The sequence below is a fragment of the Rhodospirillales bacterium genome (genome assembly GCA_018666775.1).
Taxonomy (GTDB): Bacteria; Pseudomonadota; Alphaproteobacteria; order SMXQ01; family SMXQ01; genus JABIXC01.
The window spans coordinates 40,919-57,269 of sequence record JABIXC010000017.1; the positions used below are offsets into that span (position 1 = coordinate 40,919).

A 16,351-nucleotide genomic window follows, 5' to 3' on the forward strand; every position below is an offset into this window, starting at 1 on the left:
TGATCTCTTAAGCCACACTTTGATTGGCGGATGTGATTTCCCCATAGCCTGATGCCTCAAGCTCGAGGGCCAGTTCTTTGCCGCCGCTTTTTTCGATCCGGCCATTGGCAAGCACATGGATGCGGTCAGGAACAATGTGGTCCAAAAGCCGTTGGTAATGGGTGATGACCAGCATGCCACGACCGGCATCGCGCATGTCATTCACGCCGCGCGCCACCAGTTTCAGGGCATCGATATCAAGGCCTGAATCGGTTTCATCAAGAATGGCCAGAGCAGGGGCGAGCATTTGCATCTGAAAAATCTCATTGCGTTTCTTTTCGCCGCCGGAAAACCCGACATTGATCGGCCGGGTCAGGAAACTGTCATCCATATCCAGCGCTTTCAACGAGACGCGTGCGCGTTTGAGAAACTCCATGGCATCCAGCGGTGTCTCCCCACGGGCTTGACGCTGGGCGTTGACGGCGGCTTTCAGAAAAATAGAATTGGCCACACCCGGAATTTCGACCGGGTATTGAAAGGCCAGAAACACCCCGGCTTGTGCGCGTTCATGGGTATCCATGTCCAAAAGGTTTTGGCCTTTGAACAGAATTTCCCCCGATGTTGCCGTGTAGCCTTCGCGGCCAGACAACAGATATGACAGGGTCGATTTGCCCGCACCATTGGGGCCCATGATGGCGTGGACTTCGCCCGCGGGCAGGATCAGGTCCAGCCCTTTGAGGATTTCCTTGCCATCGATGGTGGCATGGAGGCCATGAATTTCAAGCAGCTCTGACATTAGCCAACACTTCCTTCTAAACTGACGCCAAGGAGCTTTTGCGCCTCGACTGCGAATTCCATAGGCAGCTTTTGCATGACTTCCTTGCAAAAACCATTGACGATCAACGACACGGCGTCTTCGGTGCCAAGGCCACGGCTTTGGCAATAAAACAACTGGTCATCGGAAATTTTTGATGCGGTTGCTTCGTGTTCAACACGCGCTGACTGGTTGCGCACCTCGATATAGGGCACGGTGTGTCCACCACAGGCATCGCCAATCAACAACGTGTCGCACTGGGTGTAGTTCCGCGCATTCTCAGCCTTTGGGTTGATCCGCACGAGGCCCCGATATGTGTTTTGCGATTTCCCGGCTGAGATGCCCTTGGAAATAATGGTAGAGCGTGTGTTGGGGGCAAGGTGGATCATTTTGGTCCCGGTGTCGGCTTGTTGCATGTTGTTGGTAATGGCGACGGAATAAAATTCACCCACAGCACCTTCTGCTTCCAACAAAACAGATGGGTATTTCCAGGTGATGGCCGATCCGGTTTCAACCTGGGTCCATGAAATTTTTGCATTCTTTCCGCGGCATGCCCCGCGTTTGGTGACGAAATTGTAAATGCCACCTTTGCCATTGGCGTCACCCGGATACCAATTTTGAACGGTGGAATATTTTATGTCGGCATCTTTCAGTGCCACCAGTTCCACCACGGCGGCGTGCAACTGGTTTTCGTCGCGCATGGGCGCGGTGCAGCCTTCTAGGTAGCTGACGGAACTGCCTTCATCGGCGATGATCAGGGTGCGTTCAAACTGGCCGGTCTGGGCGGCATTGATCCGAAAATAGGTGGAAAGATCCATGGGGCAGTGCACCCCTTTTGGGATGTAGACAAAGGAGCCTTCGGAAAACACCGCCGAATTCAGGCAGGCATAAAAATTATCATTTTGGGGCACAACGGCACCAAGATAACGCTTCACCAAATCCGGGTGTTCGCGCACGGCTTCGGACATCGGGCAAAAGATAATGCCCAGTTCCGCAAGTTTTCCCTTAAATGTGGTCGCAACAGATATAGAATCAAACACGGCATCCACGGCAATGCCCGCAAGGGCTGCGCGTTCTTGCAAGGGGATGCCCAGTTTTTCATAGGTTTCCAATAATTTCGGATCAACCTCGTCCAGGCTTTTGGGCCCATCCTTGTTTGATTTGGGTGCGGCGTAATAATAAAGGTCCTGAAAATCGATTTCGGGATAAGACACATTGGCCCAGGTCGGTTCGTGATTGGCCAGCGTCTTCCAATGCGCAAAGGCCTTCAGGCGCCATTCCAAAAGCCATTCGGGCTCATCTTTTTTTGCCGAAATGAAACGGACGATGTCTTCGTTCAATCCCTTTGGTGCAAAATCCTGTTCCAGATCGGTGACAAACCCATATTTGTATTCGCCGTCGGTCACGGCGCGCACGGCATCCATGTCTTGATCTTGTGTGTCATCAGGGGCGCTCATTGTTTGCCTCCTGAGACTGATTTTTCCTGCAACATGGGTGCTGGGGTGGTCAATTCTGCAAGGGATACCTGATCCAGCGCATGATGGATGGCATCGTTGATTTTGTGCCACCCGGCACGCGTTGGGCATAAGGTTTGAACGGTGCAATCTTCGGTGCTGTCATCGACGCATTGGGTCAGGGCAATGGGGCCATCAATGGCAGCAATGATATCGGCGACGGAAATTTGATCGGGCGTTGCGGCAAGCCTGTAGCCACCCTTGGCCCCACGCACGCTTTTTAAAACATCATTGCGGGCGAGCGTTGCCAGAATTTTGCTGACCGTGGGCATGGGAAGCGCCGTGCGCGCAGACAGGTCGAGTGCGTTAAACACATGCTTTGGGTCATCGCCCATCTGGGTGAGCAGGACAACGGCGTAATCGGCGAGCCTGGATAGCTTAATCATGGTTTTTCCCGGTCTAAATCCCAAGATTCCAGCCGCTTTAAAGGCGACCAGATCAGTATGAATTAGAAATCGGATATTCAGGCAATAAAGTCAACCCCGTTTGTCAGGTTTATTGACCTTTTTTGTTATTAAACAGTGCCTTAGTGTTTTTCTATGCCGGGATATGATCATCCAGAAAGGCCAAAGCGATTTTGCGGGCGGCTTTGGTGGCCTCAGGGTGATGGCGGGGACCGCGTTTTTCATTGTCAAAGCCGTGCACGGCACCGGGATAAATATGGAAGGGGATTTCTGGATGTCTGGCCCTGAAAATGGCAATTTTTTCGGGGCTAAGCGCGGTATCCAGTGCGCCGACATGAATTTCAATGGGGCATTTGGCTTCCAAATCAAGGTAGCGGTTAATTTCACCCCCGTAATAGGAAACCGCACAGGCGAATTCACTATCACCCGCTGCCATCCATGCCAGTGATCCGCCAAAGCAAAAGCCAATGATCCCAACCTTGCCGGTGTGTGAGACCGCATCGCGGGCGGCCTCTAAATCCATCAATGCCTTTGACCAATCATAATTTCGATAGAGTTCCTTGGCCCGGCGGTTACCTTCATCATCATATTCGATGACCAATCTACCCGGGTCCGCGCGGTCATACAGGCGCGGGGCAATGGCGCAATAGCCATGATCGGCATACATTTCTGTTACGGCTTGTAGATAGGAATTAACCCCATACATTTCCTGAGCAATCACCAGCCCGCCTTTGGGCGTGGTTTTGGGCATGGCCATCCATGCAGAACATGTGAAGCCGTCACTTGCCGTGATGTCGATCCATTCTCCCATGCGCTTACCTACAGGTGGTTGGACCCGCCCTCACAGGCGATGGTCTGTCCGGTGACGTAATCACTGGCAGATGCCAGCAGGAACAAAACTGTGCCAACCAGATCTTCGGGCATTTGCAGGCGGGGGATGGCGGCGGAGCCTTTCATTTTTTCTTCCCGGGCTTTCCAATGGGATTCCGGCATGATGGCACCGATGGTTTCACTTTTGGTCAACCCCGGACAGACCGCATTGACGCAGATGCCTTCGGGGCCAAGATCATGGGAAATGGACCGGGTGAACCCGACCACGCCGGCTTTGGACGTGGTGTAATGCAACCGCCCGGTAGTCCCGGTCAGCCAGGTTGAGGATGAAATATTGACGATCTTGCCATAGGCCTGTGCCACCATGGTGTCATGGACTGCCTTGCAGCAGTTAAAGATGCCCTTCAGGTTGACCGCCATCAAATGATCCCATTCATCTTCGGGGATGGTGGTCCAGTCCTTGCGTTTGGGAATGCAGGCATACAGGGCACCATTGTTAATCAGCCCGTGAATGGCCCCAAAATTATCCACGGCTGTCTTTGCCATGGCCTGACAGGCCTTGAAATCAGACACGTCGGTTTCAATGAAAACCGAACTGCCACCCGCCTGGTTGATAATCTGGGTCAGCCGTTCGCCTTCTTCTGCTGCGACATCGGCGATCACCACATTGGCACCAACTTCGCCCAATGCTTTTGAATAAACCTTGCCGATGCCCACAGCCCCACCGGTGACGATGATGGTTCTGCCGGTCAGATCAAATAGACCCTTTGCTGAAAATTCTTCTGCCATTTTGGCTGCTCCCTAACACGTAATATTTTTTATCCCAAAGTAGGGTCCAGAATAACCTTGCCCGGAACTGATCCCGACTCGATCAAACGATGGGCATCAGCGATCTGGCTTAACGGAAAGACCTTGTGGATGTTGACCTTGATTTTGCCTTCTCCAGCGGCTTTCAGCGCATCTTCCACGTTTTCGCGGGTTGACCCGGCAGAGCCTATGATGGTTATTTTTGAATCATAAAGTTTGAAACAATCAAGCTCGACAACGGGCCCACCATGAGCACCCGCCGTGACCAGCCGCCCACCATGGGCAATCGCGGCAAATGCCTTGGGCCAGGTTTTGGGGCTGGAGATATTGTCATAGACAAGATCAACCCCGTGGCCTTTGGTGATTTCCATCACGGCTTCGGTCAGGTCTTCTTCGCCGTAATTGACGACGAAATCAGCCCCAAGATCGAGGCCGATTTGTGCCCGGTCAGCGGACCCCGCAGCACCAATGACTTTGGCACCGGTCATCTTGGCAATTTGGACGCCAACACTGCCGAGCCCCCCGGAACAGCCCATGATCAAAACCCATTCGTCTTTTTGTAGTTTTCCCTTGGTGAACATCAGGTGGAATGCTGTGGGACAATGGCGAATGACAACGGATGCTTCGTGGTAGTCCAGATTTTTTGAAATCGGCATACAGGCATCGGCATGGGCAAGGACCAATTCTGCATCCCCGCCCCAACGACGAACCCCCAGCATGCCGTCTTCTCCCGGACCGGCGCGCGATAGCACGGAAACATGATCGCCAATTTTGGGCATTTTGATGCCCTCTGCTGGTTTGCCCAGCCCGACGACTTCGCCCGATGGATCAACGCCCAGAATGCCGGGCAAAATGGGATCGCGCTGCATCTGCTTGCCGGCACGAACCGCACAATTAAGCACCCGGTTAACGGTGGTGGCGTGGACCTTGACGATGACCTGTCCCGGCCCCGGGGTGGGGTCGGGCACGGTTTCGTATTTCAGGACTTCTGGTGGGCCGAACTCGTGAAAAATTGCTGCTTTCATATTACTGCCTGGCCTCTATTTGGGGTCTGTGAAACTGGTGCTGATGGTGCCCAGGTCGCCGATGGTGGTGACGATTTTGTCGCCGGATTTAAGATAAAGGCCACGGCCTTTGCCAACGCCTGCGGGGGTGCCAGTGGAAATAACATCACCCGGTGCCAGTGTCAGATGTTCGCTTAAATATGCGATCTGTTCTTCGATCCGCCACCACATTTCACCGGAATTGCCATTTTGCATCTGTTCGCCATTGAGCCACAGTTCGATGGATTGGTCGTAGATGTCTTTGATGTGTTCTTTCGGTGTGATCCACGGCCCCATGGGTGCAGAACCATCCCAGTTTTTGCGCCGGAAACGATCGCGGCGGAAGGCATCTTCTTGTGGGGTGTTGTCCTTGCTGGCTTTTGGGCCGCGCACTGACATGTCATTCATGACGGTATAGCCCGCGACATAATCAAAGGCGTCTTCTTTGGATACGCCATAACAGGGTTTGCCAATCACAACAGCCACTTCAGATTCCCAATCAATGGCGGTCGATGTGCGTGGCAGATGAATGACACTGCCATCGCCAACAACCGTTTGGCGCGGGGTTTTCTGGAACAGCACCGGTGCATTGATGGATTTATCAGGCATGACCCCGGTGTTGCCCATTTCTTTGGTGTGGGCGGCATAATTGGATGCCATGCAAAAAATTGTGCTGGGGTAAAGCAGAGGTGCCAGCAATTTCACATCAGAGAGATTGCTTGTCGCATCCCCGTGGCCACCGTTGGCACATTCATCGGCAAGCGTTGAAAGCCAGGCGTTAGATTTGTCCCATTCTTCGAGCAGCATGAGCGTGGATGAAATATCCACCGGTGCATTGCCAACCTTGGAAAGGTCGATGACCTTGTCATTGATAGCAATTCCGGCGTTGGGTTTTCCGTTTGCACCTTCGGTGTTCAACAAATGATAAAGCGTGCTCATGATTTCTCCTTTTTGGGTAATGGTCGTTGATTGAAAAAAGAATGTGGATTGTCAGGAAATGGGTCCCAGAAATGGCTCACCCATATAACTATCTGTTGCTTGATCTAGCGAATCTGGCCAAACCCCGGATTTTATTTTGCGCCGTTGGGATAGGGGCCTTGGGGTGGCGTTCCAGCCGATCTGTTCGATGTAATCATAAAGTTGGACCGCATGGCCATCGGGGTCACGAACAAAGAAATTATAATCCATGCCTGGGAACAGTTCGTGGGGCAGTTCAAAAACGTCACAGCCCTTTTCCTTCAGGAATTCGCGGGCGTTGCGAAGTTGTCGATAATTGCAGACTTGCATGCCAATGCTGAAATTGTTGGTGTGTTCAGACAGGCCCAATTCTTTGCGCAATTCAATGGGGTAAAGGGCAACCGCATGGTGTTCGGTGTTGCAGCGCAAGAAGGCGCAACGGTGCCCCTTAAAGGTCACTTCTTCTGTGAGAGAAAAGCCCAAGGTATCTGTATAAAACCGCACGCCAGCATCGACGTCTTTTAAAAACAACCGCACCGGCCCCATGTGGATGACCTTGAAAGGTCGCGCGATTTTTACACCATCAACATCAAAAACAGCATCGGGCTTGTCGGCGCTTTTGTGGCGATACCCATCCATAACCTTGACGCCTTTGGCCATGGCCTCGGTGGTTTCTGTATATTCTGAAATTTGGGGCAGGGTGGGTGCTTCGCGAAAAACCCGATCCCGCATCTCTACGGGCTTTGAATGACCATCCCAACCGACTTGTTCAATCCCGTAATACAATTCGTTCACATTGCCATCGGGGTCAGTGATGTAGGTGTGCCAGTTGGACCCGGGCATGTCGCGCCCGGAACGCACGGTCGGCACCTTTTTGTTGGCAAACCATTTGATAGCATCATTGATCTGGCCAAGGCTGCCGCATTGCCAGGTGATCTGGTTGGTGGTGACCCCCTTCGGCCAGCGCCCGGGCGGGTCGGATACTTCGCGTAAATCCCGGTTGAACAAAACCATGGCATGGTGGTCTGAACCGTACCGGGTAAAGACGCCAATGGGGGGGCCTTTGACCAATTTGCGCTGTTCATCGGTTAATCGGTGGCCGGCATCAAGGATGTCGGTGATGTCGAACCCTAAAAACTGGGTATAGAATTTGACGGCGGTTTCCACATCATCGGAATTGAAGCCAAAATGGCCCAGCCTTGAAATGCGAAAGGGGCGCGCCAGCTTGACACCGCCAACAGCGAAACCGCCATCACCGGTGGGGGGTGCGTAGAAATCGTCAAAATCTGCGTCGTTCATGCTATTTTCCCCCCACGTATTTTTTTTTGCCCCACTTTTGGCGTGGGGTTCACGTTCTATAATATACCAAAAATCCACATGTAAAAGAGACACAGGGAAATAGACACAGGGAAATAAACTATGAGCACCCCAAAAAAGCGCGATAATCGCCCCCAATATTACGTTTTCTGGATGAATGTTGTTGATCCGGCCCCAAAAACCGATTTAAGCGTCGAAGAAATCAGGTATCAGCATTTTGCCTATCTTGGGGATTTAGAGGCCCGGGGCATTCTTTTGGCCGCAGGACCCTTTATGGACAGCGATGGTTCGCGCCATGGGGCAGGGATGATGATCCTGCGAGCGGGCACAATGGCTGAGGCCGATATGATTGCCGCAGAGGAGCCGTATCGCAAACATGGCCTGCGCAGCCACAGCCCAACGCCTTGGCAATGGGCCGAAGGCTCGGTTACCCAGACATTACGGATAAAGGCAGGCGAATTTGACGTGCTTTAGGATTTTGGCTCTTCTGGAGCCCCGTGGCGTTCGGAATTATAGGCCATGCCAGCGGCGCGATCCTTGAACTTTTCAGGGTCAGGGTTCAGCCCGTGGCCGAGCGTCAGTCGGTTCATGAAACTGAACCGGCAAATCACCAAAATGGCATCGTGAAGGGCCTGTTCCTCCCAGCCAGCATCGAAAACGGCTTGGGCATCCCCATCGGTGATTTGGTTCGGGGTCAGGGTCAGGATTTTGGTAAAGCGCAGGATTGCCTTAAATTTATCATCGACCAGCAGGCTTTCTGCATCGTCGCAGAAATTATCAAACAGGGCATCATCGGCGCCCAGCTTCTTTGCCACTTCGGAATGCCCCCCATAGCAATACTCGCATTTATTAAGGTGGCTGACATAGGCAGCAATGGTTTCGCGCTCAGCCGCGCTCAGCGGTGAATCGCCCCGCATAATAATGCGGCCCATTTCCCCTTGAGCGCGCCTTGCATCGGGCTTCAGGCCAAAAACTTCACCAACATTGGCATTTTCGGACAGGGATTTGAAAAATGGCATGCTCTGGGCTCCTTGAATTTTTCCTATAAATCCGTGATTTGCAGCCCTATGGCAAGGCCAATTGCGAATTCTGGGCGTTCTGGTTGCCATGGGGGATGAAAAATAGCAGACTGTTCGGCAATAAACATTCCAAAAACAATATATTTGAACAGGGGAGCTTTATGCGTAAATCACATTCTATACTCTTGTCTATTGTAAGCTTGGCGATTGTCGGCGGCCTTTCCGGTCAGTCTGCATCGGCAGACGCAATCAGCGATTTTTACAAAAAAACACGGCTCAAGGTTATCGTCGGCTATTCGCCCGGTGGTGGGTTTGATCGTGGTGGCCGTGTCGTTGGTCGCCATATTGGCAAATATATTCCAGGCACCCCAAAGACAATTGTCCAGAACATGCCCGGTGGTGGTTCTATGCGTTCGTTAAACTGGCTGGCCCAGAAGGCCCCTAAAAATGGTGCGGCCATTGGTCATTTCCATCCTGCCGCCGTGCGTGAGCATTTGCTGGGTGGCAAGGGCGTAAAGTTTGATCCGCGTAAATTCACTTGGCTGGGCAGTTATAACCGCGAACGTGCGGTGACCTTTGTCCGCGCTGGTCGCGGCATCAAAACAATCCAAGATGCCATGGAACGTGAAGTGATCATTGGGGCCACATCGCCACGCTCTGGCGGGGGGGCATATCCCCAGATTATGAATCATGTTCTCGGCACCCGTTTTAAAGTTGTGGTTGGCTATGGTTCCACGGGTGAAAGCACGTTGGCCATGGAACGGGGCGAGGTTCATGGCATTGGTTCATGGTCGTGGTCCCAAATAAAGAGCCGCAAGAAAAAATGGCTCAAGGATAAATTCATCAATGTTCTGATCCATGTGTCTATTGCCAAGCATCCGGACCTTCCCCATGTGCCGACACCGCTTGACCTGGCCAAGACCAAGGACGACCGCGATGTTCTTGAAATGATTTTTGGTTATCAGGAATTGGGTCGGCCCTTTGCGGCACCTCCGGGAACCCACGCAGAACGCGGCAAAGCGTTGCAAGCCGCCTTTAACAAGATGGTCAAGCAGGAAGACTTCAAAAAGGCGATTGAAATTGCTGGTTTGGAAGTTTCCGCCATGGACAATAAACAAGTCATGGTCTTGCTGAACAAGTTCTACGGCCTGCCTGCAAAGACCCTGGACCGGGGCAAGACCATTTATGCAGAAATGCGTTCCGGTCGTTTGTCCAAGGCCAAGAAGAAAAAGACCAAGGGCCTGAAGCTTGTCAAAGTTAAAGGCAAGGGTCGTAAGATGAAGCTGACCTTTAAGGATAAATCAGGCCAGACCTGGAAGTTCAAAGCGCGTGAAAAGAAATTGGGCAAAAAGCTGAAGATCAATGGCAAGAAAGCCAAGGTTAAAAGCATGAAGCCTGGAATGGTTTGCACCATTTCATATTACGGCAAAGGCGGACTTGCCTATTCGGCCAACTGCAAGTCGTAAACACGAAAACGTCGTTTAATAAAAACACCTCTGTGGGAAACCACAGGGGTGTTTTTATTTGTCATAAGACATATTAAGCGCGCGGGTTTCTGCTTCTGCTTCGTTTGCGATTAAGCCGTGGCCAAGGGTCAGGCGGTTCATCATGGAAAACCGGGCACAGACCAAGATGGCATCGTGGAACGATTGTTCATCCCATCCGGCAGCAAAAACCATGTCGGCATCGGTTTGGGTGATCTGGTTCGGGCTCAGGGTCAGTTTCTTGATGAAACGCAACAAGGGCTTTAATTCATCGCGCACCGGGGCGGTGTCGATGTCATCGAGCAGGGGTTCAAACACGGCCCGATCGACCCCCAATTTTACTGCTGCCCGGGAATGGCCCGCAAAACAGTAATCTGATGCGTTTAGTTCGCTGGTGTAGGCGGCGATCATTTCCTTGTCTGCGGGGGTTAATTTGCCTTCTCTGCGCATAAAAGCGCGCGAAAAGATGGTCAGGCCTTCATGGGCCTTTTTGTTAAACGTGTCCCACATTTTGCGGACTCCGGCATCTTCGGGAAGGGATGGGAAATAAGGCATTCTGCCATGCTCCTGTTGTTGCGGCGTTATCTGATTATACAAGGTTGCGTCTGTCCGTAAAATCGAGCCATTATACCCCCAACCCCGATATATGGGAGGTGGGAAGGGGTTTAATTAACCCGCCAATAAACAGGGAGACTATGATGAAAGCGAGTGTTCTTCTCGCCGGACTGGGCGCTTTGGCGCTTTTGGGTTCCGGAGCAAGTAATGATGCCAGCGCTGCAGGCGTGGCTAAAGTTTATAAAGGCAAGTCGGTCGATGTGATCGTCGGCTACAACCCCGGTGGCGGTTATGACGCTTATACGCGTCTTCTTGCACGCCATATTGGGAACCACATTCCTGGCAAGCCCAGGACCATTGTTAAAAACATGGGTGGTGCCGGCAGCCTGAAAGCTGCAAATTATCTGTACAATGTTGCCAAGAAAAATGGCCGCATCTTTGGCATGTTCGCCGGTGGTGTTGCCATGGATGCATTGATCGGGGGTCGCAAGACCCGCTTTGATCCGCTCAAGTTTAATTGGCTCGGGTCTATGACAGAATCTTCCAGTGCTTGTTATGCCTGGCATACCACGGGCTTTAAAACCCTGAAGGATGTCATGAAAAAGGGCGGCAAGCGGATGATCCTTGGTGCATCTTCCGGTGGGTCTTCCACGGCAGCATGGCCGAAGACGATGAATGCCTTTATTGGCACCAACTTTAAGGTCATCACTGGCTATAAAGGCTCCAAGGGCATTATTCTTGCCATGGAACGTGGTGAAGTGCAGGGCTTATGCGGTTACTTTATCTCATCGATCCGCAATGTTCGCCCAACCTGGTTGAAGGAAGGCAAGGTCGTTATGTTGGTTCAGGAAGCCAAAAAACGCCATGCTGATTTCCCCAACATCCCAACCGTGTTTGAATATGCCAAGAACAAGGCAACCAAACAGGCCTTTAATCTGGTCTTTGGCTGGCAGGTCATGGGTCGTCCCTTTACCTTGCCACCAGGGGTTGCCCCGGACCGCGTCGCAGCAATGCGCAAAGCTTTCTGGGATACGATGCAGGACAAAAAGTTCCTGAAAGATGGCAAGAAAAGCCGTCTGACGATCAAGCCCCGGACCTACAAGCAGGTTAATGCCTATCTTAAAGAAGCCTGGGCATCACCAAAGAAAGTCGTGAAATCCGTCTTTTATGCATTGGATCGCGACAAGAAAAAGCATAAGAGAAAGAAGAAAAAATAACCGGCATTCGGTTATCTCTAAATGAAAAGGGCGGTGCGGTTGCACCGCCCTTTTTAATATGGGCCTTTTTTTTGGGATTTTTTTATGCAGGAATTGGCTGTTCACCGATGGTGACAAAACGGCGCAACAGTCTTCGTTCATTGGGGTCAAAATCTGTTCGCGCATGAACCGTGGTGCGGTTATCCCAAATGATCAGATCATTTGGCTGCCATTGATGGCTATAGCGAAATTGGGGTTGTTCGATGTGTTTGAACAAACGTTCCAGCAAGGCAGCAGACTCTGCCTTATCCAGACCTTCAATGGCGAAGGTCATTAATTGGCTGATGTAAAGGGACTTGCCCCCGGTTTCGGGGATCACCATGACCGCAGGGTGGGCGTGGCTTAGGTGCGTTGTGTTGTTTTCCCGAAGCGTGGTGCCATGAAGAAAGCCTTGCAAGGCCTTGCGCCCCGATAAAAGCGCCTTGGTGTCATCATCAAGGGCATCATAGGCGGCAGTGGTCGATGCAAACAGGGTGTCACCGCCTTTTTTGGGCACCTCTACCCCATATAACACGGTCGCACGTGCCGGGGTTTCCACATAAGACATGTCGGCATGAAATTCCATTTCCCCATCAGGGAGCGATCCAATGGGTTTGCCGTTTTCACGAATGTTGGACACCAACATGGTGTAGCCATCATAGGGATCAGCGTCTTCACGCTTTGATTCGTTGCGCATGTCGGCCGGTCTGGGACGTTGGTGCAGATCGCCGAAAATTTTTGAAACCTCAACCTGGTCGTGTTCGCTTAAAACCTGATCATGAAAAACGATGATCCCGTGATCCAGCCATGCCTGAAGGATGACCGCTCTGGTTTTATCATCGAGTTCTTGTGACAAATCGATGCCGCTGATTTCGGCGCCAATATTCTGGGTTAAGGGGGTAACGGTTACGCTCATGTTCATTGCTTTCTGTTCTATGCCGGGCGTTCGCCCTGAATGGTCAGGCGCTTCATGATGCGGGTTTCCGCTTTGGGGAAATCACATCGGGCATGGGTCAAGCAACGGTTGTCCCAGATCAGGACATCGCCTTTGCGCCAGCTGTGTTTGTAAATAAAATCGGTACGTTCCATATGGTCATAGAGAAGCGCCAGCAATTCATCGCTTTCGTGCCTCTCCATGCCAACAATTTCCTGGGTCATCAGACGATTAATATACAGCGCCCGGCGTCCCGTGACAGGATGGGTGCGGACCATGGGATGGATGAAATGGGCAACATCATCCCAGTTGTTCTTGCGGGTTTTATTATCCGTCGTCACAGCGCTGTTATAGGTAAATGCATGAAGGGCTTGTTTGCCCAGCACTTGGGCCTTGATCACACGGGGCAGGGTTTCATAGGCCTTGTACATGTTGGCAAAGGCGGTTTCGCCGCCATGGAGGGTTGGTTGCACGGCGTATAACATCGTGGCTGCCAATGGCTTTTCAATATAGATGCCGTCGGAATGAAATTCGATTTCCCCTTCCGCCAGACTGCCAATGTATTCGCCATTTTCCTTCAGGTTGGAAATCAGCATGATATAGGGGTTCGAGTTATCCTCAGGCTCATCATTTTTGTCGGCAAAACGGGACCACGGGGCCAATTCCCCGAACCGTGCCCCGAAAGCGACTTGTTGGTCTTCGGTGATATTTTGATCGCGCAATACCAAAAGCCCAAATTGATGCCAGGCAGCAAGGATGCCAGCAAAATCATCATCATCGATGCCAGCGGCAATATTGATGCCGCTGATTTCAGCGCCCAGTGCCGGGGATATGGGGGTAACGGTGATGGTCATGATCGCTGATCTCGCCTTAGTGCATGGTGTGGCCGCCGTCGACATTGAGCAGTTGGCCGGTAATATAGGCCGCAGCGTCTGACAGCAAAAATGAAACAGCACCGATCAGGTCTTCGGGGACCTCCAAACGGGGGATCGCCCGATTTTCGGATTCTTTGGCTTTGATATAGGCCGGATCTGAAAGTTCGATCTGGGTTTGCGACATGGTGAACCCGGGTGCCACGGTATTGACCGTGATGCCAACGGGGCCGACCTCGCGGGCAAGGGCACGGGTAAAGCCAACGACCCCCAGCTTTGATGTGGTGTAATGCAGGCGATCTGGGCCACCATAAAGCGCGCGGCCGGATGAAATGTTGACGATACGCCCGCGTCCCTGGGATTTCATTTGGGGATACACCTCGCGGCAGCACAAAAACAGCCCCCGCAAATTCACGGCCATGACCTTGTCCCATTCATCGACATCGATTTCGAAAAAAGGCTTTCGGGTCAGTTTCTGAAGATAGGCTGCATTGTTGATGATGCCGTCGATTTGGCCATAGGCACCGATGGTTTCGGCAACCATGTTTTTAACAGCTGCTTCATCGGTGACATCGGTTTCAATTGCCAATGCGGTGCCGCCATCATTGGCGATGGCCTCAGCCGTCTCAACCCCTGCAGGGCCATCGATTTCTGCAATCACCACCTTGGCCCCTGATTTGGCCAGATGTTCGCAATAGACCCGGCCAATGGCATGGCCACCACCGGTGACGATGATGACCCGGTTTGTAAGATCAAAGATATTCTCTGCCATTGAATGCTCCTAACAAAACGCAGCGGACAAAAGGCCCATGAGGCCCATTATGCCCCGCCACAGCGTCTGGAACAATCACGTGAGCCTTATTTTTTGTCTGATCCCCGGGCCAGAAAAGCGGGCATATGTTCGCCAAGACCAACCGTTTGTTGGGAATTGGGGTTTTGGGAGCGGGCATTATCTGCTTTTGGCGCTGGTTTCGGGTTTTGGCTGCGCGAAGGGCGTGCAGTTTCAGTCCGGGCCGCAGGCTTGGTATCTTTTGATGTGGTTTGGGCAGCAGAACTTGTGGTGACCGGCTGGTTTTGGACAGTGTTGCCGCTGGCACCCGATGTGGTTTGGGCATTCGCTTGGGCACTCGCTTGGACACCATTACTGGCACCCGATGTATTGCTGGCACCAGATGTATTGCGGGAACGCCCTCGCCTTGGACGGCGGCGTTTCGCTTGACCCTCTGGCTTGGCTGCTGTTTGTGTGGGGTCCGTTTTGGAATCAGCTTCAGGTGCAGCGGTCGTTTCCGTGTTGCTTTCGGCTGCAACTGCGGGCGGTGTCTTTTTTTGGCTGTATTGGGGGATTTGCTTGCCAATCAGTTTTTGAATCGCATCAATGTATTTTTTGTCCTCACCCGTTACCAACATGACGGCGCGGCCTTTGGCTCCGGCGCGACCGGTACGGCCAATGCGGTGGATATAATCTTCGGCGTGGAAGGGGACATCGTAATTGAAAACATGGCTAAGCCCGGCAATATCGATGCCGCGCCCGGCAACGTCTGTTGCTACCATATAGGTAATCTTTCCGGATTTGAAATTTTCGAGCGTTTCTGTTCGCGAAGCCTGTGCCATATCGCCATGGAGTGGGCATGCGGAAAAACCGGCGCTCTTTAGGTATTTTGCGACGGCATCCACATCGCGTTTGCGATTGCAGAAAATCAGCGCGTTTGTCACGGGTTCCTTTTTGAGAAGATCGCGAAGGGCTGCTTGTTTTCCGGTGTCTTTTCCCGGTGCCGAGATTAAAAAATGTTCAACGGTTTCCGCTGCGGATGTTTTTGGGGTAATGGTAATTTCTTTTGGATTCATCAAAAACTTGTCAGCCAGCCGCTTTACTTCTTTTGGGAAGGTGGCTGAGAAGAACAGGGTTTGCTTGATCTTGGGCAGGAAGCTCGCAATGCGTTCGACATCAGGAATGAACCCCATATCCAGCATGCGGTCAGCTTCATCGATGACCAAAATTTTGGCATCGGTCAACAGAATGCGTCCGCGTTCAAAATGGTCAATCAGGCGCCCAGGTGTTGCGATCAGGACATCAACGCCCCGATCCAGCTTTGCCACCTGTGGACCAAAAGATTCGCCGCCGATCAAAAGCGCCATGGAAAGTTTCGAGTACTTGCCATAGATCGTAAAGTTTTCAGCAATCTGTGCGGCGAGTTCCCGGGTTGGCGTCAGAATGAGGGAGCGGGGCATCCGTGCCCGGGCTCTGCCCTGAGATAAGATGTCGATCATGGGAAGGGTAAAGGAGGCGGTTTTTCCGGTGCCGGTCTGGGCACAGCCCAGAATATCGCGCCCCATTAATACATAGGGGATGGCCTGTTCCTGGATGGGGGTCGGTGTTTCATAACCGGCGTCGGTGACGGCCCGAAGGACTCCATCAGAAAGACCCAATAGGTCAAATGTCATATGATTATTTCAGCTTTCAAAAATATAAAAAAATGGAAAATATATTGTTGCCACTGCTTTGGTGGCCAATATTTGGCGCCAACATAGTCAATTGGAGCCCAACTTGAAAGGATTAAGACAAAAAACCCGATTTGTGTGGGGAAA

The 16,351-nt window shown here is 52.1% G+C and carries 17 protein-coding genes; 3 read left to right on the top strand and 14 right to left on the bottom strand.

Annotated features, from left to right (window positions below; genetic code table 11):
• Positions 1-7 precede the first annotated feature (7 nt).
• The 8 genes from sufC to HOJ08_08235 form a co-directional block, all read right to left on the bottom strand.
• Complete coding sequence (gene sufC, locus HOJ08_08200) at positions 8-766, bottom strand: Fe-S cluster assembly ATPase SufC (protein ID MBT5673415.1); 759 nt, start codon at positions 764-766, stop codon at positions 8-10.
• Positions 767-774: 8 nt separating this feature from the next.
• Positions 775-2,250 carry a Fe-S cluster assembly protein SufB gene (gene sufB / locus HOJ08_08205; protein MBT5673416.1) on the bottom strand — a complete coding sequence of 492 codons (1,476 nt, stop codon included), beginning with the start codon at positions 2,248-2,250 and terminating at the stop codon, positions 775-777.
• A complete protein-coding gene (locus tag HOJ08_08210) occupies positions 2,247-2,693 on the bottom strand; it encodes an SUF system Fe-S cluster assembly regulator (protein MBT5673417.1) in 447 nt (148 codons plus the stop codon). The genes sufB and HOJ08_08210 overlap by 4 nt, the downstream gene beginning before the upstream one ends.
• Before the next feature lie 151 nt (positions 2,694-2,844).
• On the bottom strand, positions 2,845-3,522 hold the full coding sequence (locus tag HOJ08_08215; protein MBT5673418.1) for a dienelactone hydrolase family protein: 678 nt from the start codon (positions 3,520-3,522) through the stop codon (positions 2,845-2,847).
• 8 nt (positions 3,523-3,530) lie between these two features.
• The gene (locus tag HOJ08_08220) at positions 3,531-4,331 is read right to left on the bottom strand and encodes an SDR family oxidoreductase (GenBank protein ID MBT5673419.1); all 801 of its coding nucleotides are present in this window, start codon (positions 4,329-4,331) and stop codon (positions 3,531-3,533) included.
• Positions 4,332-4,360: 29 nt separating this feature from the next.
• The gene (locus tag HOJ08_08225; protein ID MBT5673420.1) at positions 4,361-5,374 is read right to left on the bottom strand and encodes a zinc-binding dehydrogenase; all 1,014 of its coding nucleotides are present in this window, start codon (positions 5,372-5,374) and stop codon (positions 4,361-4,363) included.
• 15 nt (positions 5,375-5,389) lie between these two features.
• A complete protein-coding gene (locus HOJ08_08230) occupies positions 5,390-6,331 on the bottom strand; it encodes a fumarylacetoacetate hydrolase family protein (GenBank protein ID MBT5673421.1) in 942 nt (313 codons plus the stop codon).
• Positions 6,332-6,382: 51 nt separating this feature from the next.
• The gene (locus tag HOJ08_08235) at positions 6,383-7,648 is read right to left on the bottom strand and encodes a VOC family protein (GenBank protein ID MBT5673422.1); all 1,266 of its coding nucleotides are present in this window, start codon (positions 7,646-7,648) and stop codon (positions 6,383-6,385) included.
• Between the two features lie 120 nt (positions 7,649-7,768).
• Between HOJ08_08235 and HOJ08_08240 the strand changes: the two genes are divergently transcribed.
• A complete protein-coding gene (locus HOJ08_08240) occupies positions 7,769-8,140 on the top strand; it encodes a hypothetical protein (GenBank protein ID MBT5673423.1) in 372 nt (123 codons plus the stop codon).
• Here HOJ08_08240 and HOJ08_08245 read toward each other — a convergent pair.
• Entirely contained in the window at positions 8,137-8,685 is a 549-nt protein-coding gene (locus HOJ08_08245; GenBank protein ID MBT5673424.1) for a peroxidase, read from the bottom strand. The two genes, HOJ08_08240 and HOJ08_08245, sit on opposite strands and share 4 nt — an antisense overlap.
• A 161-nt stretch (positions 8,686-8,846) precedes the next feature.
• Between HOJ08_08245 and HOJ08_08250 the strand changes: the two genes are divergently transcribed.
• Complete coding sequence (locus HOJ08_08250) at positions 8,847-10,151, top strand: hypothetical protein (protein ID MBT5673425.1); 1,305 nt, start codon at positions 8,847-8,849, stop codon at positions 10,149-10,151.
• A gap of 54 nt (positions 10,152-10,205) precedes the next feature.
• Here the strand turns inward: HOJ08_08250 and HOJ08_08255 are convergent, their stop codons facing one another.
• Complete coding sequence (locus HOJ08_08255) at positions 10,206-10,724, bottom strand: peroxidase (protein MBT5673426.1); 519 nt, start codon at positions 10,722-10,724, stop codon at positions 10,206-10,208.
• Between the two features lie 140 nt (positions 10,725-10,864).
• Between HOJ08_08255 and HOJ08_08260 the strand changes: the two genes are divergently transcribed.
• A complete protein-coding gene (locus HOJ08_08260; protein ID MBT5673427.1) occupies positions 10,865-11,941 on the top strand; it encodes a hypothetical protein in 1,077 nt (358 codons plus the stop codon).
• A gap of 82 nt (positions 11,942-12,023) precedes the next feature.
• On the opposite strand, the gene HOJ08_08265 is transcribed toward HOJ08_08260, so the two are convergent.
• The 4 genes from HOJ08_08265 to HOJ08_08280 form a co-directional block, all read right to left on the bottom strand.
• On the bottom strand, positions 12,024-12,875 hold the full coding sequence (locus HOJ08_08265) for a TauD/TfdA family dioxygenase (GenBank protein MBT5673428.1): 852 nt from the start codon (positions 12,873-12,875) through the stop codon (positions 12,024-12,026).
• Positions 12,876-12,892: 17 nt separating this feature from the next.
• Entirely contained in the window at positions 12,893-13,747 is an 855-nt protein-coding gene (locus HOJ08_08270) for a TauD/TfdA family dioxygenase (protein MBT5673429.1), read from the bottom strand.
• 16 nt (positions 13,748-13,763) lie between these two features.
• On the bottom strand, positions 13,764-14,537 hold the full coding sequence (locus HOJ08_08275; GenBank protein MBT5673430.1) for a 3-oxoacyl-ACP reductase FabG: 774 nt from the start codon (positions 14,535-14,537) through the stop codon (positions 13,764-13,766).
• Positions 14,538-14,623: 86 nt separating this feature from the next.
• On the bottom strand, positions 14,624-16,207 hold the full coding sequence (locus tag HOJ08_08280) for a DEAD/DEAH box helicase (GenBank protein ID MBT5673431.1): 1,584 nt from the start codon (positions 16,205-16,207) through the stop codon (positions 14,624-14,626).
• Positions 16,208-16,351 lie beyond the last annotated feature (144 nt).